Origin of the sequence: Paenibacillus dendritiformis (assembly GCF_015845845.1) — a bacterium.
Lineage (GTDB): Bacteria > Bacillota > Bacilli > Paenibacillales > Paenibacillaceae > Paenibacillus_B > Paenibacillus_B dendritiformis_C.
The window spans coordinates 1-26,350 of sequence record NZ_LDIG01000248.1 but is presented as its reverse complement, the minus strand read 5'-3'; the positions used below and the strand labels follow the sequence as shown (position 1 = coordinate 26,350).

At 57.5% G+C, this 26,350-nt stretch carries 22 protein-coding genes and 1 pseudogene; 14 read left to right on the top strand and 9 right to left on the bottom strand.

Going from position 1 to position 26,350, the window contains the following annotated elements; genetic code table 11:
- The first annotated feature begins 17 nt into the window (after positions 1 to 17).
- Positions 18 to 242 carry a sulfurtransferase TusA family protein gene (locus tag ABD76_RS24690; protein ID WP_197259654.1) on the top strand — a complete coding sequence of 75 codons (225 nt, stop codon included), beginning with the start codon at positions 18 to 20 and terminating at the stop codon, positions 240 to 242.
- A gap of 226 nt (positions 243 to 468) precedes the next feature.
- Complete coding sequence (locus ABD76_RS24685; protein ID WP_197259653.1) at positions 469 to 1,443, top strand: diaminopimelate dehydrogenase; 975 nt, start codon at positions 469 to 471, stop codon at positions 1,441 to 1,443.
- 592 nt (positions 1,444 to 2,035) lie between these two features.
- Here the strand turns inward: ABD76_RS24685 and msrA are convergent.
- The 4 genes from msrA to ABD76_RS24665 form a co-directional block, all read right to left on the bottom strand.
- Positions 2,036 to 2,614 (bottom strand): peptide-methionine (S)-S-oxide reductase MsrA, encoded by a 579-nt coding sequence (gene msrA, locus ABD76_RS24680; protein ID WP_197259652.1) that lies wholly within the window; start codon positions 2,612 to 2,614, stop codon positions 2,036 to 2,038.
- A 149-nt stretch (positions 2,615 to 2,763) separates the two neighbouring features.
- Positions 2,764 to 3,096, bottom strand: a complete 333-nt coding sequence (locus ABD76_RS24675; protein ID WP_242069790.1) for a cytochrome d ubiquinol oxidase subunit II — start codon at positions 3,094 to 3,096, stop codon at positions 2,764 to 2,766.
- Positions 3,097 to 3,312: 216 nt separating this feature from the next.
- Complete coding sequence (locus ABD76_RS24670; protein WP_197259651.1) at positions 3,313 to 4,392, bottom strand: M42 family metallopeptidase; 1,080 nt, start codon at positions 4,390 to 4,392, stop codon at positions 3,313 to 3,315.
- A gap of 262 nt (positions 4,393 to 4,654) precedes the next feature.
- Positions 4,655 to 6,376, bottom strand: a complete 1,722-nt coding sequence (locus ABD76_RS24665; RefSeq protein WP_197259650.1) for a phospho-sugar mutase — start codon at positions 6,374 to 6,376, stop codon at positions 4,655 to 4,657.
- Between the two features lie 119 nt (positions 6,377 to 6,495).
- On the opposite strand from ABD76_RS24665, the gene ABD76_RS24660 reads away from it, so the two are divergent.
- On the top strand, positions 6,496 to 6,645 hold the full coding sequence (locus ABD76_RS24660) for a hypothetical protein (protein ID WP_197259649.1): 150 nt from the start codon (positions 6,496 to 6,498) through the stop codon (positions 6,643 to 6,645).
- A gap of 10 nt (positions 6,646 to 6,655) precedes the next feature.
- Here the strand turns inward: ABD76_RS24660 and ABD76_RS24655 are convergent, their stop codons facing one another.
- Entirely contained in the window at positions 6,656 to 7,135 is a 480-nt protein-coding gene (locus tag ABD76_RS24655) for a MarR family winged helix-turn-helix transcriptional regulator (RefSeq protein ID WP_338125195.1), read from the bottom strand.
- Positions 7,136 to 7,337: 202 nt separating this feature from the next.
- Here ABD76_RS24655 and ABD76_RS24650 point away from each other — a divergent pair, with 202 nt between their 5' ends.
- From ABD76_RS24650 to ABD76_RS24635, 4 genes are read left to right on the top strand one after another with little or no spacing between them, the layout of a single operon-like run.
- On the top strand, positions 7,338 to 8,843 hold the full coding sequence (locus tag ABD76_RS24650; RefSeq protein WP_197259648.1) for a spore germination protein: 1,506 nt from the start codon (positions 7,338 to 7,340) through the stop codon (positions 8,841 to 8,843).
- Between the two features lie 35 nt (positions 8,844 to 8,878).
- Complete coding sequence (locus tag ABD76_RS24645; RefSeq protein WP_197259647.1) at positions 8,879 to 10,081, top strand: Ger(x)C family spore germination protein; 1,203 nt, start codon at positions 8,879 to 8,881, stop codon at positions 10,079 to 10,081.
- On the top strand, positions 10,082 to 10,315 hold the full coding sequence (locus ABD76_RS24640; RefSeq protein ID WP_197259646.1) for a hypothetical protein: 234 nt from the start codon (positions 10,082 to 10,084) through the stop codon (positions 10,313 to 10,315).
- A 4-nt stretch (positions 10,316 to 10,319) separates the two neighbouring features.
- Complete coding sequence (locus ABD76_RS24635; protein WP_197259645.1) at positions 10,320 to 11,486, top strand: GerAB/ArcD/ProY family transporter; 1,167 nt, start codon at positions 10,320 to 10,322, stop codon at positions 11,484 to 11,486.
- A 149-nt stretch (positions 11,487 to 11,635) separates the two neighbouring features.
- Here the strand turns inward: ABD76_RS24635 and ABD76_RS24630 are convergent, their stop codons facing one another.
- On the bottom strand, positions 11,636 to 12,403 hold the full coding sequence (locus tag ABD76_RS24630) for a tryptophan-rich sensory protein (RefSeq protein ID WP_197259644.1): 768 nt from the start codon (positions 12,401 to 12,403) through the stop codon (positions 11,636 to 11,638).
- A gap of 213 nt (positions 12,404 to 12,616) precedes the next feature.
- On the opposite strand from ABD76_RS24630, the gene ABD76_RS24625 reads away from it, so the two are divergent.
- Complete coding sequence (locus ABD76_RS24625; protein WP_197259643.1) at positions 12,617 to 13,123, top strand: DUF2062 domain-containing protein; 507 nt, start codon at positions 12,617 to 12,619, stop codon at positions 13,121 to 13,123.
- Positions 13,124 to 13,182: 59 nt separating this feature from the next.
- Here ABD76_RS24625 and ABD76_RS24620 read toward each other — a convergent pair whose 3' ends face one another.
- Positions 13,183 to 14,823 carry a response regulator gene (locus ABD76_RS24620; RefSeq protein ID WP_197259642.1) on the bottom strand — a complete coding sequence of 547 codons (1,641 nt, stop codon included), beginning with the start codon at positions 14,821 to 14,823 and terminating at the stop codon, positions 13,183 to 13,185.
- Complete coding sequence (locus tag ABD76_RS24615) at positions 14,804 to 16,663, bottom strand: sensor histidine kinase (protein WP_197259641.1); 1,860 nt, start codon at positions 16,661 to 16,663, stop codon at positions 14,804 to 14,806. Before ABD76_RS24615 ends, ABD76_RS24620 begins: the two co-directional genes overlap by 20 nt.
- A 165-nt stretch (positions 16,664 to 16,828) precedes the next feature.
- On the opposite strand from ABD76_RS24615, the gene ABD76_RS24610 reads away from it, so the two are divergent.
- The 4 genes from ABD76_RS24610 to ABD76_RS24595 all read left to right on the top strand — a co-directional run bounded on the left by ABD76_RS24610 (position 16,829) and on the right by ABD76_RS24595 (position 22,431).
- Positions 16,829 to 17,710 carry a carbohydrate ABC transporter permease gene (locus ABD76_RS24610; protein WP_197259640.1) on the top strand — a complete coding sequence of 294 codons (882 nt, stop codon included), beginning with the start codon at positions 16,829 to 16,831 and terminating at the stop codon, positions 17,708 to 17,710.
- Positions 17,710 to 18,546 carry a carbohydrate ABC transporter permease gene (locus ABD76_RS24605; RefSeq protein ID WP_197259639.1) on the top strand — a complete coding sequence of 279 codons (837 nt, stop codon included), beginning with the start codon at positions 17,710 to 17,712 and terminating at the stop codon, positions 18,544 to 18,546. Before ABD76_RS24610 ends, ABD76_RS24605 begins: the two co-directional genes overlap by 1 nt.
- A gap of 266 nt (positions 18,547 to 18,812) precedes the next feature.
- A complete protein-coding gene (locus ABD76_RS24600; RefSeq protein WP_197259638.1) occupies positions 18,813 to 20,111 on the top strand; it encodes an ABC transporter substrate-binding protein in 1,299 nt (432 codons plus the stop codon).
- A gap of 931 nt (positions 20,112 to 21,042) precedes the next feature.
- Positions 21,043 to 22,431, top strand: coding sequence for a dicarboxylate/amino acid:cation symporter (locus tag ABD76_RS24595; protein WP_197259637.1), 1,389 nt, complete (start codon positions 21,043 to 21,045; stop codon positions 22,429 to 22,431).
- A gap of 128 nt (positions 22,432 to 22,559) precedes the next feature.
- Here ABD76_RS24595 and ABD76_RS24590 read toward each other — a convergent pair whose 3' ends face one another.
- Complete coding sequence (locus ABD76_RS24590; RefSeq protein ID WP_197259636.1) at positions 22,560 to 24,218, bottom strand: YheC/YheD family endospore coat-associated protein; 1,659 nt, start codon at positions 24,216 to 24,218, stop codon at positions 22,560 to 22,562.
- Positions 24,219 to 24,514: 296 nt separating this feature from the next.
- Here ABD76_RS24590 and ABD76_RS24585 point away from each other — a divergent pair, with 296 nt between their 5' ends.
- Positions 24,515 to 25,375 carry a M15 family metallopeptidase gene (locus tag ABD76_RS24585; protein ID WP_197259635.1) on the top strand — a complete coding sequence of 287 codons (861 nt, stop codon included), beginning with the start codon at positions 24,515 to 24,517 and terminating at the stop codon, positions 25,373 to 25,375.
- Positions 25,376 to 26,003: 628 nt separating this feature from the next.
- Positions 26,004 to 26,350 (top strand): annotated as a pseudogene (locus tag ABD76_RS24580) (group II intron reverse transcriptase/maturase); the annotation flags it as partial.

The window sequence follows — 26,350 nt, the reverse complement described above, 5'->3', positions numbered from 1 at the left end:
TAAGGAGGAATAACGATATGGGGAAAAAACTGTCCGTACTAGGCATGGTATGTCCGTTTCCTTTGATTGAGGCCAAGGAAGCGATCGAGACGATAGACAGCGGCGACGAGCTGGTCATCGAATTCGACTGCACCCAGGCAACCGAGAGCATACCCCGCTGGGCTGCCGAGGCCGGCCACCGCGTCACCCGGTTCGAGCAGATCGATGATGCGTCCTGGACCATTACCGTGCAAAAGAAATAAAGTGCATATCGTCTTCACGAAGGAAATGCCCATGCGGCATTTCCTTTTTTGCTGGCGTTCCAAGACGCGGCATGGCGTCCAGGCGGACGGGCAGAATAATAGAAGCTGAGCCGGGCGTACGCTGAGAGTGCACATGAAGTGCAATATGTTCTCCGAATAATCTATGTCGGTAATCATTTGTCCATATTATACTTATGTTAGAAAAGTTGAAGGAGATGAACATACGATGTCAGCTATACGTATCGGTATTGTAGGTTACGGCAACCTTGGAAGAGGGGTCGAGAAGTCGATTCAGCAAAATCCGGACATGGAGCTTGTCGCTGTATTTACCCGCAGAGATCCGGGCTCGGTGCAAGCGAGCGTTCCGGTCGTATCGTTACAGGAAGTGGAGTCCTATACAGACAAAGTCGATGTCATGATTTTGTGCGGCGGCTCGGCTACGGATTTGCCGGAGCAGGGACCTGAATTGGCACGCTTGTTCCATACGGTGGACAGCTTCGACACGCACGCGCGCATTCCGGAATACTTCGAAGCCGTGAACGGCGCGGCACAAGCGTCGGGACATGTAGCCGTCATCTCCACGGGATGGGATCCGGGGTTGTTCTCCCTGAACCGCCTGCTGTTCGAATCCGTGCTGCCGCAAGGCGCGGAATATACTTTCTGGGGCCGCGGCGTAAGCCAAGGCCATTCGGATGCGATTCGCCGCGTAGAAGGCGTCAAAAACGGCGTGCAGTACACCATTCCTTCCGAGGAAGCGGTAGCTGCCGTACGCAATGGGGAACAGCCGAAGCTGTCGACGCGAGACAAGCATTTGCGCGAGTGCTTCGTCGTCGCCGAGGAAGGCGCGGACAAGGCCCGCATCGAAGCGGAAATCAAAAACATGCCGAACTACTTCTCCGACTATGAGACGATTGTGAACTTCATTAGCGAAGAGGAACTGAAGGCAAATCACTCGGCAATGCCTCACGGCGGTTACGTGCTCCGCAGCGGCGTGACCGGAGAAGGGACGACCCAATTGATGGAATTCAGCCTGAAGCTGGGCAGCAATCCGGAGTTCACGGCGAGCGTGCTCGTCGCCTATGCGCGGGCGGTACACAAGCTGGCGGCACGCGGAGAAGCCGGCGCACGCACCGTATTCGACATTCCATTCGGCCTTCTGTCGCCGAAATCGCCTGAACAGCTCCGCAAGGAAATGCTGTAACATCGGCGCCATTCTCGATGGACATCAACGCAAGCCCGCTGCGGCTTGCGTTTTTTGTCGTATCGGTACTCAGCCCCTTTCAAGCCCTTATGCTCAATCTCCCCTCCACTCAGGGCGTCAATCCGCTTCCTGTCATGTCCCCTGTTTACTGTGCCAGTGAAGTTTCCCGCTTTAATGCATATTCCGTGTGTTCTCATATCAGCCTATGCAGGCCTCTGTGGCTCGTCTCCTCTGAGTGGATGGGATAACGACCAAAAGACGCTGAATACCTGGAGAACGGGATAGTGTAAAAAGGCTATGCCCACCTGACGGAGCGGGATAGTGGAAAAAGGGCTCTGCCTACCCACCTGACGGAGCGGGATAGCGAAAAAGGGCTCTGCCCACCTTACAGAAGGGGATACCGATAAAAGAGGCTTGTCTGCCTAACCGATGGGGGAGCGAACAATAGGCTTTGTCACCTGAAAGATTGGGATAGCGAAGCAGAGGCCTGGCAACCTGACAGGATGGGATACAGGCCATAAGGCGTCAACAAGAAAGACGCCCGTCTCCTGCCCCAAAAAAGAGCCGAGAAAGGCGCCTCACCCTATGCCGTTCACTTATCCCAATGCTTCTTCAGAAATTGATCGCGGCCGGATTGGGCGCGGTCGGCCGCGTAATGCTCAGGCTCTTTGCGATAATAGTCCTGGTGATAGTCCTCGGCCGGATAGAAGGGGCCGGCATCGCGAATAGGCGTGACGACAGGCCGGTCGAACCGTCCGCTCGCCGCGAGTTCCGCACGGGAAGCCTCGGCCAGACGGCGCTGCTCTTCGGTATGGACGAAGATGGCGGTCGTATACGATTCGCCGCGGTCCTGGAACTGCCCGCCGTCATCGGTCGGATCGATCTGCGCCCAATACAGCTCGAGCAACTGGCTGTACGGAATAATAGCCGGATCGAATGTGATCTGGACGGCCTCGAGATGACCGGTCGTTTGGGATTTGACCTGCTCATAGGTCGGATGCGGAACATGGCCGCCGGTATAGCCGGACACGACGGCATGCACGCCATCCCATTGATCGAAGGGCTTCACCATGCACCAGAAGCAGCCGCCGGCGAATGTGGCCAGTTGGAGCCCGTCCTGGCGCGGCGTACCCTGTTGGCAGGCAGAGGCGTCTGAAGCGTATGTTGACATGTCGTTTCCCCTTTTTTTACAGAGTAGCAGATGGTTGGGCTAAGCATGAGACGGCGCCATCGCCCCGGCCATTCCGCGTCTTCTGTTCACAGTGTAACCTGAAGCGGACAGGCTGCCAAGGGGGGGATGAGGGAGAACCCGGCTCCCCGTCAATATTCCAGATGCTCCTTGTCGTCGATTCGTTTGCGGAATACATAATAGCTCCAGATCTGATACCCCAATACGAACGGAAGAATCGTAAGGGAGACATACGTCATCACCTGCAGGGAATACGCGCCGGAAGCGGCATTGAATACCGTGAGATGATAGTCGGGACTGATCGAGCTGATCATCACCCGCGGGAACAAGCCGATGAACACGCTGCTCATGGACAAAATAATGACGGCTCCCGTCATGACGAATGCCCAGCCGTCGCACTGCCGCTTGATGAACCGGCCTGCCATGAAGAGCGCTGCCCCGGCCAGAGCGGCAAGGCGATCCATTGCGGTCCATGCACGGTATAAATGTCGGTGCTGACATAGGTCATGACGGCGAACAAGAGCAGGACGGCGGCGATGGCAGGCCCGAGGTCGCGCGCCGCCGACCCCCGGAGCCTTAGCGTTGAGCGTGGGCCGGCCTATAGCGGCCGCCGGAACGAACAAAAGAGCGTGCTCGTCCGGCCGGGCCGGGAGCACGCTCTTCTATTGTCGGCGCGAACGCTAGGAGCGTTCGACGATCGTATTATAGGTGGTGCGGTCGGTATGCTTCACAAGCTGGACAAGCAGTTCTTTCGCCGCATCGATATCGTCGGTATGAACGATCGAAGCCGGCGTATGAATGTAGCGTCCGCACACGCCGATGACGGTCGCCGGCACGCCTTTGCCGCTCAGGTGAACCTGTCCGGCATCGGTGCCGCCCGGAGACACGAAGTACTGGTACGGGATGCGGTGAGTATCCGCGATATCCTGTACGAATTCAAGCAGGCCGCGATGCGTAATCATTGTCGGGTCATAGATGCGGAGCAGCGCGCCTTTGCCAAGCTGGCCGAACGAATTCGGGTCGCCGGTCATATCGTTGGCGGCGCTGCAGTCGAGCGCATAGAAAATATCCGGCTGAATGAGGTTCGCCGCGGTGCGCGCGCCGCGAAGACCGACCTCTTCCTGCACGGTCGCTCCGCAGTAGAGGATGTTCGGCAGGGCGAATCGCTCGCGGTGCAGCTCCTTCATCAGCTCGATGGCCAGCCCGACGCCATAGCGGTTATCCCAAGCCTTGGCCATAATTTTCTTTGGATTGAGCAGCGGCGTGAACGGACAGACCGGCACGATCTGAAGTCCCGGACGGATGCCCGCCTTCTCGGCTTCCTCGCGGCTGTCGGCGCCAACGTCGATATACATATGCTTCACGTCGACCGGCTTATTGGCCGTCGCTTCATCCAACAGATGCTTTGGAATCGATCCGACGACGCCAGGGATTCGCCCGTTCGGCGTAATGACCTCGACTTGCTGGGCGAGGACGACTTGGCCCCACCATCCGCCGAGCGGCTGGAACTTGATCATCCCGTTCGCCGTAATCTGGGTCGTAATGAAGCCGACCTCATCCAGGTGGCCGGCGACCATGACGCGCGGGCCTTGCTCGTCCCCGCGCATAACCCCGAATACGCTGCCGAGGGCATCGTGGACAAATTCATCCGTATATTTGGACAATTCTTGCTTCACCAGGGCGCGAAGCTCCCGTTCAAAGCCGGGGGCAGACGGGAATTCGGTCAAGGTACGGAATAAGTCTAATGTTTCTTGCTGCATGATTACGAGCTCCTTCCTTCCAGGCCTGACTAGAGCCTGCATCGATTTCGGTGGATTCTGCCTAATCCTCAGTATGGACGGGTTGGCGTCCCGTTGCAACCTCGATCTTCAAAAAAAAGCCGCCTTCCACATCGCAGCGGAAGGCAGCGGGCCTGTCAGGGCGCCATCGGGGAGATGCCGTCCACGATGGCCTAGGCGCTTGTTTGAAGCCGCGAACGGGAGAGACCGCAGCGATGGCCGGTTCGGCTGCGGGCCAGCCCGGCTAGGCTTGCTTCGAGGCGATGAAGGCGTCGATCCGCGCCATCACGTCCTGGCGAAGCGCCGTCAGACGCTGCTCCGCATCGGCGGCCGACGTGCCCTGGACGGCGAAGTACATCTTGATCTTCGGCTCCGTCCCGGAAGGACGCAGGCAGAACCAGCTGCCGTCCGCCAGATGGAACTTGAGCACGTTCTCCTTCGGCAAGCCATACAGGCCTTCGGCATAGTCTTCCGTGCGGGCCACGGCGGTTCCGCCCGCGGAGGACGGCGCCGCGGCCCGCCATTCGTCCATGATGCCGCCGATGATGGCCACGCCCTCGACTCCCTTGAGCGTGCGCGTCTCCAGCGCCTCCAAATAATAGCCGTGCTGCTCGTACAGGCCTTGCAGCACTTCGTACAAGGTCTTGCCCTGCGCCTTGTAGTAGGCGCCCGCTTCGCAGATCAGCATCGCGGCGATGACGGCGTCCTTGTCGCGCGCATAATTGCCTGCGAGATAGCCATAGCTCTCTTCATACCCGAACAGGAATGTGTGCTCTCCCGTCCGGTCGAACTCGGTCATTTTCTCGCCGATATATTTGAATCCGGTCAGCGTATTGAAGACCGTCATGCCGTACGCTTTGGCGATGGCCGCCCCCAGCTCGCTCGTCACGATCGTCTTGATGACCGCGCCGTTGGCCGGCAGCGCGCCTTGCGTCTTCATGGCGTCCAGCAAATAGTGGACCATCAGCGCGCCGGACTGGTTGCCGGTCAGGACGACATATTCGCCCTGCGCGTTCTTCACGACGGCTCCCATCCGATCCGCATCCGGGTCCGTTCCCATAATGATGTCCGCATCCCATTCCTGCGCTTGCGCGATCGCGATGGAGAAAGCGTCCCGTTCCTCCGGGTTCGGCGATTTGACCGTGGAGAAATTCGGATCCGGCAGCTCCTGCTCCGGAACGACGCGAACTTGCTGGAAGCCGAGGCGATCCAGCACGGCGCGCACGGGCTTGTTGCCCGTCCCGTGCAGCGGGGTGTACAGCACGCGGAATTGATCGCTCGTCTGGCGAATCGTCTCCGGATTCCGGCTGACGGCGGTGACGGCTGATATGTAGGCGTCGTCCATGGCCGAGTCGAGCCAGACGATCAGCCCGGCCGCTTCCGCTTCCGCCCGATCCGCCTTGCGGATGTCGGCGAAGCTGTGAATGCCGCGGATCTCGGCGATGACGCGGCCCGCCGTGTCCTTCGTAATCTGACCGCCGTCGCTGCCGTAGACTTTGTACCCGTTGTATTCCGGCGGGTTATGGCTCGCGGTAATGACGATGCCGGCGCTCGCTTGCAGATGGCGCACGGCGAAGGAGAGCTCCGGCGTCGGGCGCAGCTCCGGGAAGATATAGGCCTTGATCCCGTTGCCCGCGAGGACGAGGGCGGCCTCCAGCGCGAATTCCGGGGAGAAGTGGCGGGAATCATACGCGATCGCCACCGATGGAGAGGAGGAAGAGCCCTTCAAGTATTGGGCCAGCCCCTGAGTCGCTTTGCCTACCGTATATATGTTCATCCGGTTGCTGCCTGCGCCAATGACGCCGCGCAGACCTCCGGTTCCGAATTCCAATTCCTTGTAGAAGCGATCGGTAATCTCCTGTTCATTGCCCGCAATTCCGGCGAGCTCCGCCTTGGTCGACGCATCGATCGACGCGTCATTCAGCCAGGCTTCATACCGTTCTTGGGCCATCGCGTTCATAGTCATTGCGTTCATATCCTCCTTCAATACCCTATATTTGTTGAAGACAATGATTATCGGGATAAGATGTGTCTGGATGATGCGGCAGCCGCAAGACGGCAAAGACACCGGCAGGGGCATTAACCATGGATGCCGCATTGATCTATTGTACTGGATTCAACCGCGTTCTGCATGTGAAAAAAACGGGACAAGACAAAAAACCGGCCGCCGCGCAGTCCAATCGCTGCGGAGCGCATCCGGTTCAGAAGCGTGCAAGCAAAGCAGACCCCGGATAAGGTCCGAGGGCTAGTGATTCGTATTCACTTGGGCGATATGCCGCCCCAGCTTCTTCAAGAGCGAGGTTAGCTGCTCCTGTTCCTCCGCAGGGAGAACCTCCATGAGCTGGTGGAGCGCCTGGGCGTGCTTGGGGAAAATTTCCTGCATCAAGGCGGCTCCCTGCTCCGTCAGCTCGGCATAAATGACGCGCCGATCCTGCTCGCACGGGCACCGCTTTAAATAGCCCTTCTTCTCCAGCTTATCGACGACATAGGTCATCGTGCCGCTGGCGAGCAGCACTCTGCCGCCAATCTGCTGAATCGGGGTAGGGCCTTTATGATGAAGGAGCTCCAGAACCGCAAATTCGGAAGGGTTCAATTGATAGCGCTTCATGTCCTGCTGCGCGAAATCCATCAGCGATTTCGACGCCCGGGACAGGACGACGAATAATTTCAAGGACTGATCGACAGTCGCCGCTCCGCCGCGTCCGCGGCTTTCCTTTTCGCTCACTTCGAATCGTTCCTTTCCTCCAAAATGAATGTCATTCTCCACTATAGTAACAGATTCACGCAGATAACGATAATATCCATTAATATCTTGAATTCGAGATGAATAATATCATGCCACACCGCACATGTCAACGCATAAAACGGCCAGACCCTTCACAATCTAACGGGTAAGGAAAGATTGTCCGGTACAGGGGGGAACCGCCTTGGAACAGTTGACAGGACACGCCAAGAAGGTCCAATGGTCCGATGAAGGCACGGAAAATATTCAAATATTGAAGCAACTGTTCGAACGTTGTTCGGACGTCGTCTTTTCGCCAATCGCGTTCCAGAACGGGGAGGAAGCCACGCTCGTGTACATCGACGGGCTGATCGACGACAAGAGCCTCGATGAGCATGTCGTCCAGCCGCTCGTCACCAGATACCGGGAGCCGGAAGGACGGCCTCCCCGGCCCGGCGACGTCATCGATACCCTCTTCACCTCGAAGGCGGAAGCCGTCGAATCGATGAATGAAGCGCTGGAGCTGCTGCTGAACGCCTATACGCTGCTCATTACACATCAGACCTCGTTCGTCATCGCGATCGAAGCGATGCAATGGGACAAGCGGGACATACAGGAACCGGATGCGGAATCGGTCGTGCGGGGGCCGCGCGAAGGATTCGTGGAAAATCTGCAGACGAACACGTCGCTGCTTCGCCTTCGCATCCGTACGCCGAGCCTCAAGATGGAGACGCTGAAAAAAGGGCAGATGACGAAGACCGCAATCACGTTCGCCTATATCGAGGGCGTGACGAACGAGCAGCTTATCGAAGAGGTGAGGCGGCGCTTGAACAGCATTTCCCTCAACAGCGTGATCGATAGCGGCTATGTCGAGCAGAGCATTGAAGACAATCCGTACTCCCCGTTCCCGCAGGCGGTCACCACCGAGCGGCCGGATGTCGCTGCCTCGCACCTGCTGGAGGGCCGGGTCGTCATCCTGGTTCAAGGCTCTCCGGTCGTGCTCATCGTGCCGGCCTTGTTCGCCTCCTTCGTGCAAGCGTCCGAGGATTTCTACGAACGGGCCATCTTCGGGACCGCGCTTCGCCTTCTGCGCTACGTCTCTCTGTTCGTCGCTTTGCTTGGACCGTCCCTGTACGTATCGGTCATTACCTTTCACCAGGAAATGATTCCGACCAATCTGCTGCTGACGATGGCCAAGGCCCGCGCGCATGTTCCTTTTCCCGCCTTGATCGAGGCGCTGTTGATGGAGGTCATGTTCGAAGCGCTGCGCGAAGCCGGGGCACGCCTGCCGAAGCAGATTGGTTCGGCGGTCAGCATTGTCGGCGCGCTCGTCATCGGCCAAGCGGCGATCTTGGCCGGACTCGTGTCGGCGCCGATGGTCATGGTCGTGGCCATCACGGGCATTTCTTCCTTCCTCGTTCCTCATTATACGATGGGGATCGCCATCCGCCTGCTTCGCTTCCCGATCATGCTGCTGTCGGGCTTCCTCGGCTTGCTCGGCCTCATGATGGGCGTCATTTTGCTGATGACGCATTTATTGACGCTCAAGTCGTTCGGGACGCCTTACTTGACCGGCTTCTCCCCGATCCGCCTGCGGCAATTGAAGGATACCTTGCTGCGGCTTCCGGTATGGGTAGAGGACCTGCCGATGGAGGGCGCCGCGTCCAGACAGCAGCCGAACCGGAGGGAGGAAAACGATCCGCACCCTTGAAGCGGTTCGCATGATCTGGAGAAAGGAGGCATGTCATGCCGAAGAAGATGCCGAACCTCCTGCGCGCCGTCCGCCATGTCTTCCTTGGCGCGCTGGTCGTCCTGATGGGAGCGCTGCTTGCCGGCTGCTGGGATCGGACCGAGATTGAAGATTTGACGATCATCTTGTCCGCGGCCTTCGACAAGGCCGAGCAAGGCGGCGTTCAAGTCAGCCTGGAGGTCTTTGTCCCGAAGAGCGGAGGCGGAGAAAGTCAAGATCCTTCCAGTTCCGGCGGCGAGAAGGGGGGAGATACGACGCATTTCTCCGCGAGCGGATCGACCGTCGGCGAAGCGCTGTACAATCTTCAGAACAATGTGCCCCGCTATATTTTCTGGGGGCATGCAGAGATTTACTTCATCAGCCAGGAATTGGCCAGAGAAGGGCTGCTTGAGCATATCGACTTTCTGCTTCGCTTCCAGACGCCGCGGCTGCATGCCTTCGTTTTCCTGACGGAGGGGAAGGCCAGCGACTTTTTGCAGTTCAAGACGATGCTCCATGAGAATGTAGCCGCCATGTTCAAGGATTTGGCCCGATCGCGGAGAGCGCTTGGCGTCTCCATGCTGGAGGCGGCGCAGCGGCTGTACGGCGAATCGAAGGCGGCCTATGCGCCGCTTGTTTCCTGGACCGCGAATCATTTGGGCGGCAGGGTTCCTTCCGTCGTAGGCATGGGCATCATTTCCAAGGATCGTTATGTCGGCAGACTGTCCGAGAATGAGACCGAGGGCCTGATGTGGCTTCGGGGAGAAAATAAACGTCTCTACATCTCCTATTGCGACGCGCCCAAGGAATGCTTGTCTCTTCGGGTAAGGCGCAATCTCGTTGATACGTCGCCGTATTGGGACGGCAAAAAGCTGACGATGCGGATTCGGATAAGCGCGAAAGCGGACGTCGTCCAGAACAATTCCCGCTTCGACATTACGGACATGCTGCAGAATGAGAAGGCGGAAAAAGAGATGGAGAGGCAGATTATCAAGACGGTTCAGCACGCCGTTCGCGCGACGCAGGAGAAGTGGCAGACCGATATTTTCGATTTCGCCGAGAAGGTCCACCGCAAATATCCGAAGGAATGGAATGCCTTCATGGAAAAGGAGTGGAGCCGCATTTACAGCGAGATGGTGCTGGATACGAGCGTATCCATGAATATCGCCCGCTCAGGAAGCGCGACAAGCCCAATGAAGAAAAAGGTGGGGGAAGACTGAATGGGAATGAAGTTTTTTGCGGGAATCAGCCTGATCGTTTTGGTGATGCTGGCGTTCGAATGGCTGCGGCGCAAACATACCGGCAAGAGGGAGCAAAAGGCGTTCCTCGCCTTGACCGCGTTCGCATGGGGGTGCGGCCTGACGATTTCTTTCATTTCCAAGCAGAATCTGCCGCGGCAGGTTATCGATTGGATCTATTTGCCGATCTTGTTGTGGATGAAGGGGGGAGGATGAAGGGATGGAACGGGGCAGGATTACATGGCCGCAATTAAGCATGCTGTTGTATTTGATGGTCGGAGCGACTTCGGTGCTGGTGCTGCCTACCTTATCCGCGCAGTTCGCGAAGCACGATATGTGGATCTCCCCGTTCATCGGATCGTTGACCGGCTTCCTTACCTTGGCGGTTGTGCTGAAGCTGCATTCCTATTATCCGGATCTGACGCTGGTGCAGCAGGCAGAGCTTCTGCTCGGACGGTGGCTTGGCGGAGCGGCCAACTTCATCGTCCTGCTTTTCATCTGGCATGGCACCGGCTTGATTACGCGCGAATACGGGGAGTTCATCGTCGGTTCGGTCTTGATCCGCACGCCCCAGCCGGTCGTTGTCTTCTGCTTCATCTTTATTTGCGCGGTGGCGATTCGAGGCGGCATCGAGGTGATCGGCCGGTTCTCCATGCTGATTGCGCCGGTGTTCCTCGGATTTATCGTCGTCGTCCCTCTTATGCTGATTCCGAACCTGGATGTGATGCAGACGTTCCCCGTTCTGGAGCATGGGTGGAAGCCGGTCTGGAAAGGCTCGGTTCTGCCGCTGACCTGGTTCATGGAGTTCGCGCTGGCCGGCCTGATTCTCCCCTTCGTCAAAGGGAACCGGAGCAAGTGGAAATGGGGCATGTCGGCCGTGGCGCTGATGCTGTTCACGATGGTCGTAACCAATTTGACCTGTCTCTGGTTTTTCGGCACGCTAACCTCCATGTTCACGTTTCCTATCTTTGCCGCTTCCCGCTACATCAGCCTGGGCGATTTTTTCGAGCATATGGAAGCTATCATTATGGTGCTGTGGGTGCTGAGCGGCTTCGTGCAGGTGATTACGTGGTACTATATCCTGGTCATCGGCACTGCGCAGTGGTTTAAGCTGGAAGACTACCGCCCGATCGTGTTCCCGATCGGCCTGCTCATGGTGATCATGACCTTTTGGATTACGGATAATATGCCGGATATGATCGACTTGTTCATGACGACCGAGCCACTCCTCTCGGCCACGGTGCAGGTTGTCTATCCTGCGCTGCTGCTCGCTCTGGCCTGGTTGAGGCAGAAGGGGAAGGGCAAGCGCGAGGGACGGAGCGGCGGGAACGGACCGAAGCCGCAGCCGGATCGCGGTGCCGCGGCACCCGGTGCCAAAGGCAGGTGAATGCCCTTAAACGGAGCCGGAGCAGGCATTATCTGCGAATGACGGTGACTTCGCGCCCTCCCTTGCCGGTTTTTGGAGCGAAGCCGGAATTTCAAGGGAGGGCTGACTCAAGGGGGCTCATGAGAGGTCAGCCGGCAACAGCGGTGCCGCTATGGTACGGAGTAGGGCGAAGGACCGCGGCGGGTAAAGGCGAGCGATAAGGCAAGCAGGGCGAGCAGCACGGCCAGTCCGAGAGAGGTATAGAAAATAGACGGCGCTGACTGATGCTTCACGGCGATGGCGGCGTACGCCCAGACGAACACGAGCACGAAGAGCGGATCGCGGTTCGGGCCTCCGACGATCCAGGCGAACAGCGCCCCGGCGGCCAGCAGCAGAAGCGCCGCAGTCTCGTTCCCGCGCCCGAAGCCGTCCCATCCCGCAGCGGTCAAGACGACGGCCGTATTTCCGAGCAAGGCGGCGCTTACCCAGCCGAAATAGATGCTGAACGGCAGCCGCACCCACAGCCGCTCCGCTGCCGGCACAGCTCTATGCCGCCGGGTGTGGACGTAGAGGAACAGCAGGCTGAGGAATAGGCCGGCCATGGCCAGGAGAGAAAGCCAGATGCGGTCATACATATAGTGCCACACCAGAATCCAGGCGATATTGAACAAGCAACTGATGACGAAAAGCGGCCCGATGGCTTGCAGGATGGGCTTGGACTGGTTGGCGGGCCGCGCCTGATAGACGGCATACCCGATCAGGAGCGCATAGATAAGCGCCCAGATGCCGAAGGCATAGCCGGCAGGCGTGATAAGCGTAGGGAACATATCGGAAATGCCGCCGGTCGTCTTGCCGTTCAGCGGCGCGAACTCGGCCAGAGCGTTGACGGCGATCATCGCGGCCAACGCGATGATGTTCCACCATTGGTAACGGGACATGGCGCTCCCTCCTAATACACGTTATAGTGGGGGTTGAACATAGGTACTATTACAGAATATAACCGAAGCCGCCCGAAAATAACGGTGCTGTCCCGCAATCTTTCAATTTTGTCAGCCAGGCCCGAAAAGGGAAACGGCGCTCCCGCCGGAACGTATAGAACGAAGGGCCGGGGGTGGCCGGCCATTCTATCGGAACGTGAAAGAGGAGAGACCATGAAATGGATTCGTCGATTCCGCTGCGCGTTGATTCAACTGCTCCGTTCCAGGCAAGGGGCATCCAAAATCGCGTCAGGCCTGGTGTTCGGCTTCGTTCCGTGCTGGTTCCCGACCTTCGGCGCCGGCCCGGCGATGTCAATCGGATTGACTAAGCTGGTTGGAGGAAGCCTGACCGGCGCGCTGATCGCGGCTGGGGTCGGCTCATTCGCCTGGCCGCTGCTGTTCTATATGAATTATGCGGTCGGATCGCTGCTGATGTCGCGCGGCCGCCATGTGGAGCTGCCGGACTCCCGTTCCGGCGAAGGCTTGTACGCCGAAGCCGCCGATGCCGTTCACTCGTGGAGCGAGGTCGGCCTTGATTTTGCCGTCGGTTCCGTCGTGAATTGCATCATCTTCACCGCAGCGGGTTTTTTTCTGTTCCGCTATCTGGTGCGCCGTTATCGTCCGCGCATGCTGCGAATGATGCGCTCGCGCCCGAAGGCCCGTGCCGGGGCGTCCGGATAAACCGACAAGACCCTGAATTCTCTGCCTGCCGGCACAGATTCAGGGTCTTGTTCTATCTGTTACGCTCCGCCATGCTGCTTGCGGTACAGGTTGGGCGAGACGCCCTCCACTTTTTTGAACACTTTGCTGAAATATTTCTCGTCCTGATAGCCGACCATCTCTCCGACTTGGGCGATGCGCAGACGAGGGTTCAGCAGAAGCCGCTTCGCCTTCTCGATCCGTATGCCTGTCCAATAGTCGGACAGATTAATGCCGAACTGCTGCTTGAACTTGCGGGAAATATATTCGCGGCTGACATAAAAGCGCTGGGCCATATCCTGCAGCGACAGATCCTCGTTATAATGCTGCTCCACATAGCGGGCGATATCGAAAATAATGTGCTGCTCCCGGCCCTGGTGAACGGACAGGGCATCCGCAACCCGCTGCAGCGCCTCCAGCCAGTGCCGCTCCCATTCCTCCCAGGTCAACCAATCCCGCTCCGCCAATTGACGGACCGGATCCTCGGCTTCCAGCCGCTCCAGCAGGCCGGAGGCCGTCGCGCTGTCCGGGACGGCCTCCTGCACGAGGCGGGTGCGAAGCGCCTCCCATTCCTTCAGGCACTGCGCCATCATCGCAGGGGTCAGCGCGCCGCGGCTGCGCAGCGGCTCGCTCCAGCGCCGGACGGCGGCCGCGAGCTGATCGGCCTGGCCGCTCTGCGCCGCCAGCGCCCAATCGTCCGCGGCGGCGGCCAGCCGGATGGGCGCCGCAGACGCTTCAACTGGCTCCGTTCCGTTCCGGAACGGATGCACCTCGATGCCGGCCTCCATCAGATTGCGCCGCGCCAGGGCTTCCTTGGCCTGCGCGTAGGCCGCGTTCAGGCCGGCGGGGAAGGGCTGGCTGCCGCTTGTCCCGAAGTGCAGCTTCCGCTGCACGGTCTGCGCCAAGCCGGCATTGATGCGCTGGAGCAAGGCCTCCAGCTCGGCGGCGTCCTCCCAGAGGACGATCGCCAGCTCGCTTCCGGCGCTCCAGTAGCGGAACGCCGCGCCCCGCACGCGCCCGGGCGGGTTCAAAAAATCGGCGGCGATGTTGACCAGCGTGTAGAACAGAAGCTGGACATCATCGCCGAATTTGCCGCGGAATTCGCGGCTTCCCGCCGGCACGCAGGCGATCGCGAGCCGGATGCGGGAGATGCCGGCCGGGAGGCCGAATTCCGACGCCAGCCGGCGGACGTTGGCTTCGTACACCGCCGGATCATCCAGCAGGCTGGACCATAGCTTCTCCGAGACGAGAGGCTTGAACTCGTTCACCTGCATGCGCTGCATATGGCTGGCCTGCCGTTCCGCCTCCTCGTGCCGCCACGCCGCCACGGCCTTGGCGACTGCTTCATTGATCGCCTCCGGATCGATCGGCTTCAGAATATAATCGATGCCGCCATGCTGCAGCGTATGGCGCACGAGCGCGAAGTCGTCGTGGCCGCTGACGGCGATCACCTTGCAGGCGGGGGCATGGCGGCTGATCCACTCCATCACCCCGGTTCCGTCGAGCCGGGGCATCATCATGTCCGTCATGACGATCTGGGGCTTGCGGGCGGCCATCAGCTCGATTGCCTGCATGCCGTCCTGCGCCTCGTGGATCGCCGTGATCCCGTGATGCTCCCAGTCCACCAGCAGCCGGATCGCCTTGCGGACATGCTTTTCATCGTCAATGATTAACGCTTCCATTCGAATCTAGCTCCCCCTTGATGAGTATCATGATGCGGGTGCCGTGCGGCTCGACGGCCTCGATCCGCAGCTTCGCCTGCCCGTTGCTGAACAACTGCAGCCGGGTCAGCACATTGACGAGACCGATGCCGGACGAGGTCTCGTCGGCTGCCGCGTCCCGCCACAGATCGTGGCTCGTGCGGATGCCGAGCCGCTCCGGATGGACCTCATCCAGCCGTTCATTCAGCTCGATTCGCCGCTGCATCGGCATGCCGCGGCCGTTGTCCTCGACGGTAATCTCGATCATTCCCGCCTCTTCGCCATCGGCCTCCCGACTGACGATCCGGCTTCCAATCCGCAGCCAGCCGCCGGAGCGCTCCTGCTCCAGCCCGTGCTTGAAATAATTCTCGATCAGCGGCTGGAGCGTCATCTTCGGCACGGACAGATCCAGCGTGGCCGGATCGAGCTCGAAGCGCGCGTCGAAGGCGTTCTCGAACCGCTGCGCCTGCAATTGCAGGTAGGCTTTGGCATGCTCGATCTCCTCCCGCAGCGTCACGATACTCTCCTCCGTATACATGCTGTAGCGCATCATGCGGGCAAGCGCCGTGACGAGCTTATAAATCTGGGGCGCCTTGTGCTGCAGCGCCAGCGTGCCGATCGATTGCAGCGCATTATTCATGAAATGCGGATTGATCTGGGCCTGCAGCGCTTTCAGCTGATTGGTCTTGTTCGCGATCTCCAATTGGTACTCGCGCACGATGAGATTGTTGAGCCTGTCCACCATATTGCGGAAGCGCTTGGATACGACGCCGATCTCGTCATTGCCGGCAGGCTGGATATCGACGTGCAGATTGCCGGTCTGCACCTGGCTAATATAACGAACGAGCTGGCGGATCGGCCGGGTAATCCGGAACGACACGATAATCGTCGCGATAATGATGACGACGAGCGAGAGCGCGATTAGCAGCATGTTGACGACGGCGGCCCGGTTCGCTTCCTCCAGCAGCACATGCTTCGGAATGATTTTGATCAGCGTCATATTGACCAGCGGCGTCTCGACCCGCTCATGAACGAAGAGAGAGCCGTCCGCTTCGTTGCTGCCGCTAGGCGATGCCAGGAACGGGGCAAGATCGTGTCCGGTTTCCTGGAACGGGCGCCCGATCGCCTCCCGATCTCCCGAATAGAAGATGATGCCTTCGTCATCGATCAAATAGAACTGCTCCTTGTCCCGGGCGTAAAGCTGCTCCGCAATCCGAGACAGCGCTTCCAACTTGACGTCGATGGACAGGTAGCCGATCCTCTCGCTTGACGGCATGCGGTAGATGGGACGATGGAGCGTGAACACTTGAACGCTCGGGAAATAATAAGGCGACGCGTTGAAGCCGTACATTCCGCTTAGATGGGTCGGCTGCATGCTTATCCCATCCTCCGCATAGCGCCGGACGTCCTCGTCGAGGGCGACGTCATGCATGCGCCGCGGCAGGCTTTGGATGACGAGCGTCGCCCGCTGCTGCTTGTTGCGGTATAAATAGACCTGCCAGATGTCGCCCATCGCGGCGGCGATATTTTGCAAGGAGACATAGGTATTCGCTTCCGCGGTGTAGTCGTCATAGCCCAATTCGAGCTGCCGGAAAAATTCATGATCCGTATAGACCGCCAGCGAGGTCCGGTTCAGATTGTCCAGCAAATTGCCGAGATTGGTCTTCCCCTGAAACATAAGCTGACGGTTCTCTTCGATGGCCCGCCGCTTCAATGAGTCGGTCGTATAGCTGTAGGACACGACCATCGTCGCGACCGTCGGCACGATCGTCGCAATCAGCATGAAGAGAATAAGCTTGGTGCGGATGCTGTTCCAGCGCATGGATGTTCAACTCCTCCGGTCACAGTGTAACCGTTCGGCCCGGGGCGGTCAATATATTGCACCTTTTCGTTCACCAGCAACGGTGGCAACCGCTTTCATGGGGCGTCATACTAGAGGTATTCCTGAACACGAATGAAACTCATGACATGAAAAGGGGAGAGGCGAATGTCGCGCAAAACATGGTCCCAAGTCGGACAACAGTTTTTTTTCATCGGCCCGGCGGCATTCTTTTTTACCGTTATCGTCGTCTTTCCGTTCCTGCTCGGCATGTACTATTCCTTTACCGACTGGAATGGGGTGTCGGGGTCGGTAACCTGGGTGGGACTCGATAATTTCAGACAAATTTTCGCGAAGGATTCGGATTTTTTTCCGGCCTTCTGGTTCACGCTGCGATTCACGGTGGCAGGTATCGTATTGACGAACCTGATCGGCTTCCTGCTCGCTTACGTGCTGACAAAGCCGCTCAAGCTGCGCAATGCGCTGCGCACCGTTTTCTTCATGCCGAACGTTATCGGCGGCCTGCTGCTCGGCTTCATCTGGCAGTTCATCTTCGTCAAGGGCTTCGCCGCGATCGGCGAGCTGACGGGCATCGGCTTCTTCAATCTGCCGTGGCTCGGCGACGAGACGACGGCATTCTGGGGCATTATTATCGTCTTTGTCTGGCAGACAGCCGGTTACTTGATGGTGATCTACATCGCGGCGATGACGAACATTCCGAAGGATGTGCTCGAAGCGGCCGAGATTGACGGCGCTTCCCGCGGGCAGGTGCTGCGCCACGTCATCGTGCCGCTCGTCATGCCGGCGGTGACGGTCTGCTTGTTCCTCGCCATCTCCTGGTCGTTCAAAATGTTCGACCTGAACCTGTCGCTCACGAAAGGCGGCCCGTTCAAATCGACGGAATCGGTCGCGCTGAACATTTATCTGGAGGCGTTCCAAAATAACCGCTACGGTCTCGGGACGGCCAAAGCGCTCCTGTTCTTCGTTATCGTCGCCGTCATTACCCTGATTCAGGTGAAAATCACCAAGAGCAAGGAGGTGGAGAGCTGATGGAATCCGCGCGCAAATACGGCGTCCGCCTGCTCCTGACCGAAGGACTGATGGTGCTGGCCGGACTAGTCTTTCTCGTTCCGTTTTATTTTTTGCTGGTGAACTCCGTCAAATCGTTCGGCGATCTGCTGAGCAATGCCGCAAGCTGGCCCGTCTCCTTCGAATGGGAGAACTACCGCAAGGCGTGGGAGATCACGCAGTTCCCGCAGGCGTTCGGCAATTCGCTGCTTGTGACGGTCGCCGGCATTCTGCTTATCGGCCTCTTCAGCGCCATGGCCGCTTACCGGATGGTGCGGCATAATTCCAGGTTCAACCGGTTCCTGTTCATGGTGTTCGTGGCGGCGATGGTCATTCCGTTCCAGTCCATCATGATCCCGCTGGTGAAGGTAACGGGAAGTTTGCATCTGATGGACAGCATCTGGGGACTGCTTATCTGTTATCTCGGCTTCGGGGCGCCGCTCTCGATCTTCCTGTTCCACGGCTTCGTCAAGTCGGTTCCGGCGGAAATTGAAGAGGCGGCGGTCGTCGACGGCTGTTCCCCGTATGCGGTATTCTGGCGGATCGTGCTGCCGCTGCTGAAGCCGATGTTCGTGACGGTGGCGATTTTGAACAGCTTGTGGATCTGGAACGACTATCTGCTTCCGTCCCTTATGCTGCAGAGCGCGGAGCTGCGCACCATTCCGCTGGCGACCTATGCGTTCTTCGGGCAGTACACGAAGCAATGGGATTTGGCGCTGCCGGCGCTCGTGCTGGGCATTACGCCGATCGTCGTCTTCTTCCTGGCGATGCAGCGATATATTATCGAAGGGATTACGGCCGGATCGGTCAAAGGGTAAGCGGTATGCCTCAATCGGCAGATCATGATCCATCGGCTCCAGGGAACCTCTGGCCCTGAGGACCCTGTATTCAATGGTCAATGAATTGCACCTGTTCGGTCAATTCTCTCGGTGTAACCGTTTGCAAAAAGGGCCTATACTGGAGAGGAATCAAGCGGCTGTCCCGCCGCAGGCGGCGGACCGCCGGTTTTCACTACCTTTATCAGACAGATAAGCTGCACAACAGCAACAAAATCAGGTATACACATAAGGGGAGGTCTGGCAAAATGAGACGAATGGCACAATGGTCGCTGGTCATGCTTCTGGCGGTATCCGTGATGCTCGCGGGCTGCGGAGCAAAGGATGCGGGCGGAGATGCTTCCTCCGCATCCGGGGCGGAGGGCGCCAAGCAGGACGTGAAAACGGTGAAGATTTTCCAATTCAAGGTTGAAATCGCGGAGGCGCTAAACCGGCTGAAGGGGGAATTCGAGAAGGAGCATCCGAATATTAAGCTCGATATTCAGACGGTCGGCGGCGGAGCCGATTACGGCGCCGCGCTGAAGGCCAAATTCGCGGGCAATGACGCGCCCGACATCTTCAATAACGGCGGCTTTCAGGAGCTGACGACCTGGTTCGAGCATCTGGAGGATCTGTCGGATCAGCCATGGGTGAAGGATGTGCTCCCGCTGGCGAAGGAGCCGATGACTAAGGACGGCAAGCTGTACGGCATGCCGATGAACCTGGAGGGGTACGGCTTCATTTATAACAAGGATCTGTTCGCCAAGGCGGGTATTACCGAACTGCCGAAGACGCTGGCCGAGCTGGAAGAAGCCGCGAAGAAGCTGCAGGCCGCCGGGATTACGCCATTCGCCAACGGTTATCAGGAATGGTGGATTCTTGGGATTCATAACTTGAATGTCGCCTTCGCGCAGCAGCCGGATACAAATGCCTTTATTGAGGGGCTGAGCGACGGCAGCGCGAAATTCAAGGGCAACCCGGAGTTCGAGAATTGGGTGAACCTGCTGGACCTGACGGTGAAGTACGGCAACAAAAACCCGCTGACGACCGACTACAACACGCAGGTGACGCTGTTCGCGAAGGGCGAAGCCGCCATGATGCAGCAGGGCAACTGGACCCAGGTTCAGATCGACGGCATCGATCCGAACTTGAATCTCGGCGTCCTTCCGATGCCGATAGACAATGATGCGGCCAAAAATGACAAGCTGCTCGTCGGCGTGCCGAACAACTGGGTCGTCAACAAGAATTCCAAGGTGAAGGAAGAAGCGAAGACGTTCCTGAACTGGATGGTTACCTCCGATATCGGCAAGCAGTATATTGCCAAGGAGTTCAAGTTCATTCCGGCGATGTCGACGATCGACGCGACGGCGGAGGATCTGGGCGACATCGCGGCCGATGTGATGAAGTACAGCCAGGACAATCGCGTCCTGAGCTGGAACTGGTTCAAATACCCGGACGGCGCCACGCAGGAATTCGGGAACTCGATCCAGGCCTATGTCGCGGGCAAGTCCGACAAGGATAAAATGTTCGATGAATTCCAAAAGGCTTGGGACAATCTGAAAAAATAATCTGCGCCGCCAACCGGATATATCGCATCAGGGGCTGTTCCCGTGAAGGGAGCGGCCCTTTGTTCATGGCACGTGGAGGCCTAGGTTGATGAAGCGGCTTGCACCGTCCCATTGCGCCGATCGATAGGTACCTTCTCTTAGGTAGCTCTCAGGTACCTCTAAGGTAGCTCTGTGGTAGCTCTAGGTAGCTCTAGGTAGCTCTGAGGTGTCTCTGAGGTGTCTCTGATCCGCTACTGAAGCGGCTCTCCGGAAAATTGATGCAAAAATACAGTTTTTCCTCGATTAAGAAGCACATTTCCGCCAAATTCCTGCAAAAGAGCAGCATTTTCCCTTCTAACTCGAAATTTGAGGCCGAATTGCTCCAAATTGATGCATATTTGCAGCATTCCATTTATCGCCAATCGGTTTGGGGCGGAAACCTGCACATTTGCAGCATTTTTGGAAAGCGATCGCCGATAAGGCTAGTAAATTGCGAAAATCAGCCTTGCGACTCTTTACCGCCACCGACAACCGAGTCATTCAGTACTAGTCATTCCCGCCAACCGCTAACAAGGTTCAGTACTTCGACTCATTCCGCCAACCACGAACACAAATCAGCGCTCCGGCCCTGTGCCGCCGCCTCTCCAACACGAATCATCAATCCGAATCTACATCATCATCCACCAACGCCCGATAGCCAATCCCCATTCCCTTCTGCTCAATCCTTTTTTCAGGCTCATCGCGTGGCTGAGAGCCGGGCCGGGGACGCCATTCAAAGGAGACGACCCCGTATTATGTCGGCGCATATTGGTCTGCCTGGGGCGGCATTCCCGAACGTTACGCGAAGCAGGTGCCAGTCGGCTCCGGGCAAAAAACAATTGACGATCATCCTTCCTATTCTTATAATACCGATTAAACACGTTGGAATTATAAGTTATCAGGAGGGCGGATCATGAACGAACAATCTTGGATTACATTGCGGGACTGGAATGTCTACGCAAGCTGGGGCGTTGCCCTGCTGCTCGTCATTCTGCTGTGGTGGCTGGCGAAGAACAAGGTCGGCTTCGGCCTGCGCGTGCTGCTGGCGATGGCGCTCGGGCTGACGCTGGGGGCGCTGTTCGGTCCGGCGGCTTCGGACATTAGCATTCTGGGCTCGCTGTATGTCAGCCTCATCAAAATGGTGGTCATGCCGCTCGTCTTCGCCGCAATCATTACAAGCATCACGTCCGTTAAAGATCCGGCTGTCTTGAAAAAGCTCGGGACGAAGACCATTGCGCTCTTCCTGGCTACGACCGCGATCGCGGCGGTTATCGGCCTGGGAACGGCGCTTGTTATCGATCCCGGTTCCGGCATCGCCCAGAACGGCGAAGGGGAGCAAGATTTTCAGGCGCGCGAGATTCCGAGCTTCCGCCAGGTGGTGCTTGACCTCGTTCCGTCGAATCCGATTAACGAGATGGCTGAAGGCAAAGTGGTGCCGGTCATTGTATTCGCCGCCTTCATCGCCGTCGCCATCATATACGAAGGGACGCGGAACCCGGAGCGGGTGCAGCCGGTTCGCTCGTTCTTCCAGTCGTTCTCTCATATTATGTTCCGCGTCACCAAATTCGTTATCCGGCTGACGCCTTACGGAGTGCTTGGGCTCATGACATCGATGTCCGCGAAATACGGACTGTCTACCCTGAAGGAATTGGCCTGGTTCATTATTGCTGTCTATGCGGCGTGCCTCATCCATATGATAATTACGTTCGGATCGCTTGTCGCATTCGGCGCCCGCGTCAATCCGATCCGGTTTTTCAAGAAGGCGTACCCGACGATGGCGGTCGCTTTCACGACGCGGAGCAGCTACGCGACGCTGCCCGTCAACCTGGAAGTAATTACGAAGCGGATGAAGGTCTCGGATCGGATAGCCAGCTTCGTGGCGCCGCTCGGGGCGACGATCAACATGAACGGCTGCGGCGGGATTTACCCGGCTATCGTCGCCGTGTTCATCGCCCGGGTCTACGGCATTGATCTCAATATCGCCGATTACCTCCTCATCATTGGCGCCGCGACGTTAGCTTCCGTCGGCGTTGCCGGCGTGCCCGGCCCGGCCTCGATCTCGACGACGGTCGTGTTGGTGCAGGCCGGTCTTCCGCTCGAAGGCTTCGCGCTTGTGCTCGGTATCGATGCGATCGTCGATATGGCCCGCACCGCGGTGAATGCGACCGGAACGACCGTCGCCTCCCTGCTTGTCGCCAGCAGCGAGGGCGAATTCGACCGCGAGGCGTTCCATCGCGAGCCGGACGGGGAGATCGACTTCAACACAGAATCGGCGCCAAGCCAAGGGAGCGTATCCGTGTAACCCCGCATTGCAGAAAACAACAACGATTGAGCTTTTGCAGAGGAAGCGTCAGTGAATTGCTCTAAGGCTATAAGGCCCCGACGAAGAACCCGCCAAGCCGGATCGGCCTGGCGGGTTCTTATACTGAATCAGGAGGCCGGGGCATCGGCAGAGCGATGCGAGAATGGGCGGGATGGGCGAGCCTCTTCGCGTTCCGAATTCGGGTTGTGTCCGTTGACCCGCACGAGGCGCTCCTGCTCTTCCTCATGCATCAGCGTTTTCTTTTGCTCCTGCACCGGTTCCTGCTGAGGTTGCACTTGCTGCCGTTGTGGCTCTTGTTGCTTTGATTGCGGTTCGCCTTGTTGAACTTTTATTTCTCCTTGTGCTTCTTGTATTTTTTCTATCTGTTCAATTGTTTGAACTTCTTGTATTTGTTCTGTCTGTTGAACTGCTTGAACTTCTTGTATCAGTTCTACCTGTTGAGTTTCTTGTACTTTTTGTATTTCCTGTACCTGTCGCGCATCTTGTACCTTTTGTTGCCCCTGCTGCAATTGTTCAGCATATTGCGTATATTGGGCTCGTTGAACATGTTGCACTTGCTGTATTTGTTGCGCTTGTTCTACTTGTAGAACTTGCTGTTCTTGTTTTTCTTCCTGTTCCGGGACGGCTTTCTCTTCCTTGTGCTGATCATGAATTTGGACAATCTTGTGCCCGGCCTTCCCATATCGCTTCCGCGCCAAATACATCGCATAAGCGATCGGGTACGTCAATGCATTCCGGTACGCTTCCTTATCGCCGATCTTGCGGAACAGATCCCGGCTCGGCTTCGGATTGACCTCCAGCAGCCATATCTTGCCGGACTTATCTACGGCCAGGTCGATCCCGATCTCGAACAGGGAGCCAATCTTTTCTTCGATCACTTCGGTCAGGCGCTGCGCCAGACAACGGCATTCCTCTTCAATGGCCTTCGCCTGCTCGGTCCCGAAATGCTTCTCCATGAATGGAAGGAACGGCAGCGCTGCACTGCCCCGTTGACCCGCCAGATTGGAATTCGGACTGCGCGGCGTGCCGACGCGGATAGCCATTCCTGTCGTTACCCATTCGCCCTCTCCGTTTTTTTGATGAAGGACGCGGGCATCGGCGGTTCTTTCGGGGAGAAGCTCTGTATCTATGCCCTGCTGAAGGACGAATGAGCCGTTGCGAATGCGCTGCGACCGGGTCCAATGCGCGAGCCAGCGAACGACCTCGCCCCGATGGCGCAGCCGGACATTGCGCAATCCGAAGCTTCGTTCCCGTCCCCAGACTTCATACCTGCCCTGCTTCGCCTGGATGCGGACGACGCCCATTCCTCCGGTTCCATTGTTGGGCTTCGCATAGATAAGCGGGTATTGGGCCAGCATGCTTCTCAGATTCCGTTCGGAATAAGGCAATGTCTTCGGAAGCCAGCGGGCGGTTCTTTCATCCTCGGAGAACATTTCCAACGCTTTGGACTTCAGCACGAATTTATCGTTGGCATAGGGGAAAAGCGAGCGGTTCCGCATAATGCGGAAGGCGGCGTTCCAATTGCAGCGTCTTCGGTCGATGACGATGTCGGGCCAAGGCTCCATTGCGGCAGTCCAGCCGGAACGGGTGAACTTGAACCCGCGAATCTGCTTTTGGCGGAGGCGGATGTCTGATTCATTGAATACATACACATTAGCCCCCAGCTTCCTGCCGATCTCCACCCATTGGCGGAATACGAAGGATTCCATGAACCGGGTGCCCTTGCGGTATGTGAAAATTCCAATTACCGGATGTCTCTGCTTCATCTGATATCACCTCCTTGGCCGAGATAGCGGCGGCCGGGATTGTGACTGCGGTTCAATGCGGCACAGCTGATTCCGCTGCAGGTACAGCCCATGGGCGGGCTGTCCAAGTTGATTGCATGGCGGCTCCTTCCGTTGCGATCGTACTACAGCATATCGCCTGAACCGGAGAAGTGTGACAGTCTATTCAGGGAAAGCGGTAAATCTCTTACTATTCGAAATCGCTGATAGAATGCGATATAATAGACTCTCAATCTAGCAGCAAGCTGCGAGTCAAGATTGAGAGAGGGGATACTCGAATGAACCAGAACCGTATGGCAGTCCGGTGTCTAATCGCAGCATTGGGTGCAGCCCTCTTGCTTAGCGGTTGTCAGGCATCGAGCAGCGGACAGGCGGGAGCGCCGCAATCGGGAGCGCCGCAATCGGGTCAGACCGAGGTTGATCCGGCCCTGACGCCATCCCCCGATCCTGAACCTTCAGCGGAATCCGGGATCGATACGGACAAGGAAGGAGCCATCGACGCTATTGCGCAGATGAAGTCGGAATTCGCCTTGGCGAATACGGTGCAGGAAGTGGACGGACGAGCCGTCGTAACGAATCAAGAATCGATTATGGTTGTCGTCAACAAGGAGCGGTATTTGCCGGATGGATACGAGCCTCCGGATTTGGTAGAGCCGAATGTCAAGTTCTCATTCGATGAGCCGCATGAGAAGCGCCACATGCGCAAGGAAGCGGCCGAAGCGCTGGAAGCGCTGTTCGCCGGCGCGGAGCAGGATGGCATCACGCTGAACGCCGTCTCGGGCTACCGCTCGTATCAGCGTCAGCAATCGCTGTTCAATCATTATGTCGAGACGCAAGGGAAAGAGTACGCTTCCCGCGTCAGTGCCGTCCCGGGAACGAGCGAGCACCAGACCGGGTTGGCGATTGACGTATCCAGCCCAAGCGTAGGCAACGTGTTGGAAGAGGTGTTCGGCGATTCGGAAGAAGGAAAATGGCTTGCGGAGCACGCCCATGAGTATGGCTTCATCATCCGCTATCCGAAGGATGGCGAATCGATTACCGGCTACGTGTACGAGCCATGGCATATCCGGTATGTCGGGAAGGATGCCGCTGAGGCGATATATAACGAAGGAACGACATTGGAGCAATTTTTGCAATAGCACTTCTATTATTTTTCGATTCGAAAAGAAAGCCGGAGACGGGTGACGTCTCCGGCTTGTTTTGGTGCGCCCAGCATGGGCGCTATCTCTAGGGTTCAAGTCCCGAACGGTGAAGGCAGTAGTAGCCGTAGCTTAAGACAAGGGTGTCGACCGTGAGGTCGAATCTGAAGGAAGTCGGCGGCAAATCTCCGGTCTGAGGAACACGAACTTCATATAAGGCTAGCGCATGTTGGATGAGGTTGCCAAACAAACCAAAGTCCTTACTGCCGAAGGCATGCGAAAGTAAATGAAGCAGATAGATGGAGAGGAAGATAGCGCTCTTACCTGGGGAGATCTGTATGAACGCAGAGTAACTCTGTAAATCTGCCTGTGAAGGCAGACTGAACATACAGAAGTCAGCAGAGGTCATAGTACGACGGTTGTGACGTCAACGGTCGGAAGGACTGAACATGTTATAGGAATTGAACAACTTGGATTTCGAATGTAAGCAATGAAGGCAGACAATCTCCTGTTTTTATTCTCGGAGACCTATCTGGGGAAGTAGCGGTGAATACGCAAGGGTATCCAGAAGGGCTGAGCTTACAGCGGCATGAACAGAAGAACAATTCACGCGAGGAGTATGTCACGAATGATGGAGTTGCTGTTGTCACGGGAAAACTTGCTAACTGCACTGAAACGTGTGGAGGAGAACAAAGGAAGCCACGGCGTAGACGGAATGGCCGTAAAAGAGTTACGAGCCCACATCCTGCAAAACTGGCAAGAAATCCGTCACCGCTTGAAAGAGGGAACCTATGAGCCAAGTCCAGTCCGTCGGGTCGAAATCCCGAAACCGAACGGGGGAGTTCGGCTATTAGGCATACCAACCGTGACAGACCGATTCATTCAACAAGCAATAACGCAAGTATTGACACCGGTGTTTGACCCTGCATTTTCCGAACATAGCTATGGGTTTCGTCCGCGCAGACGAGGCCATGA

Excerpts from the sequence above, each read along its gene's own strand:
- ABD76_RS24665 (WP_197259650.1), bottom strand. The coding sequence starts at position 6,376 with ATGACTATGAACGCGATGGCCCAAGAACGGTATGAAGCCTGGCTGAAT.
- ABD76_RS24660 (WP_197259649.1), top strand. The coding sequence starts at position 6,496 with ATGGATGCCGCATTGATCTATTGTACTGGATTCAACCGCGTTCTGCAT.
- ABD76_RS24625 (WP_197259643.1), top strand. The coding sequence starts at position 12,617 with ATGAAATGGATTCGTCGATTCCGCTGCGCGTTGATTCAACTGCTCCGT.
- ABD76_RS24685 (WP_197259653.1), top strand. The coding sequence starts at position 469 with ATGTCAGCTATACGTATCGGTATTGTAGGTTACGGCAACCTTGGAAGA.
- ABD76_RS24630 (WP_197259644.1), bottom strand. The coding sequence starts at position 12,403 with ATGTCCCGTTACCAATGGTGGAACATCATCGCGTTGGCCGCGATGATC.
- ABD76_RS24590 (WP_197259636.1), bottom strand. The coding sequence starts at position 24,218 with ATGAAGCAGAGACATCCGGTAATTGGAATTTTCACATACCGCAAGGGC.
- ABD76_RS24690 (WP_197259654.1), top strand. The coding sequence starts at position 18 with ATGGGGAAAAAACTGTCCGTACTAGGCATGGTATGTCCGTTTCCTTTG.
- ABD76_RS24675 (WP_242069790.1), bottom strand. The coding sequence starts at position 3,096 with ATGGATCGCCTTGCCGCTCTGGCCGGGGCAGCGCTCTTCATGGCAGGC.
- ABD76_RS24610 (WP_197259640.1), top strand. The coding sequence starts at position 16,829 with ATGTCGCGCAAAACATGGTCCCAAGTCGGACAACAGTTTTTTTTCATC.
- ABD76_RS24615 (WP_197259641.1), bottom strand. The coding sequence starts at position 16,663 with ATGCGCTGGAACAGCATCCGCACCAAGCTTATTCTCTTCATGCTGATT.
- ABD76_RS24600 (WP_197259638.1), top strand. The coding sequence starts at position 18,813 with ATGAGACGAATGGCACAATGGTCGCTGGTCATGCTTCTGGCGGTATCC.
- ABD76_RS24605 (WP_197259639.1), top strand. The coding sequence starts at position 17,710 with ATGGAATCCGCGCGCAAATACGGCGTCCGCCTGCTCCTGACCGAAGGA.
- ABD76_RS24585 (WP_197259635.1), top strand. The coding sequence starts at position 24,515 with ATGAACCAGAACCGTATGGCAGTCCGGTGTCTAATCGCAGCATTGGGT.
- ABD76_RS24640 (WP_197259646.1), top strand. The coding sequence starts at position 10,082 with ATGGGAATGAAGTTTTTTGCGGGAATCAGCCTGATCGTTTTGGTGATG.
- ABD76_RS24595 (WP_197259637.1), top strand. The coding sequence starts at position 21,043 with ATGAACGAACAATCTTGGATTACATTGCGGGACTGGAATGTCTACGCA.
- msrA (WP_197259652.1), bottom strand. The coding sequence starts at position 2,614 with ATGTCAACATACGCTTCAGACGCCTCTGCCTGCCAACAGGGTACGCCG.
- ABD76_RS24635 (WP_197259645.1), top strand. The coding sequence starts at position 10,320 with ATGGAACGGGGCAGGATTACATGGCCGCAATTAAGCATGCTGTTGTAT.
- ABD76_RS24620 (WP_197259642.1), bottom strand. The coding sequence starts at position 14,823 with ATGGAAGCGTTAATCATTGACGATGAAAAGCATGTCCGCAAGGCGATC.
- ABD76_RS24670 (WP_197259651.1), bottom strand. The coding sequence starts at position 4,392 with ATGCAGCAAGAAACATTAGACTTATTCCGTACCTTGACCGAATTCCCG.
- ABD76_RS24645 (WP_197259647.1), top strand. The coding sequence starts at position 8,879 with ATGCCGAAGAAGATGCCGAACCTCCTGCGCGCCGTCCGCCATGTCTTC.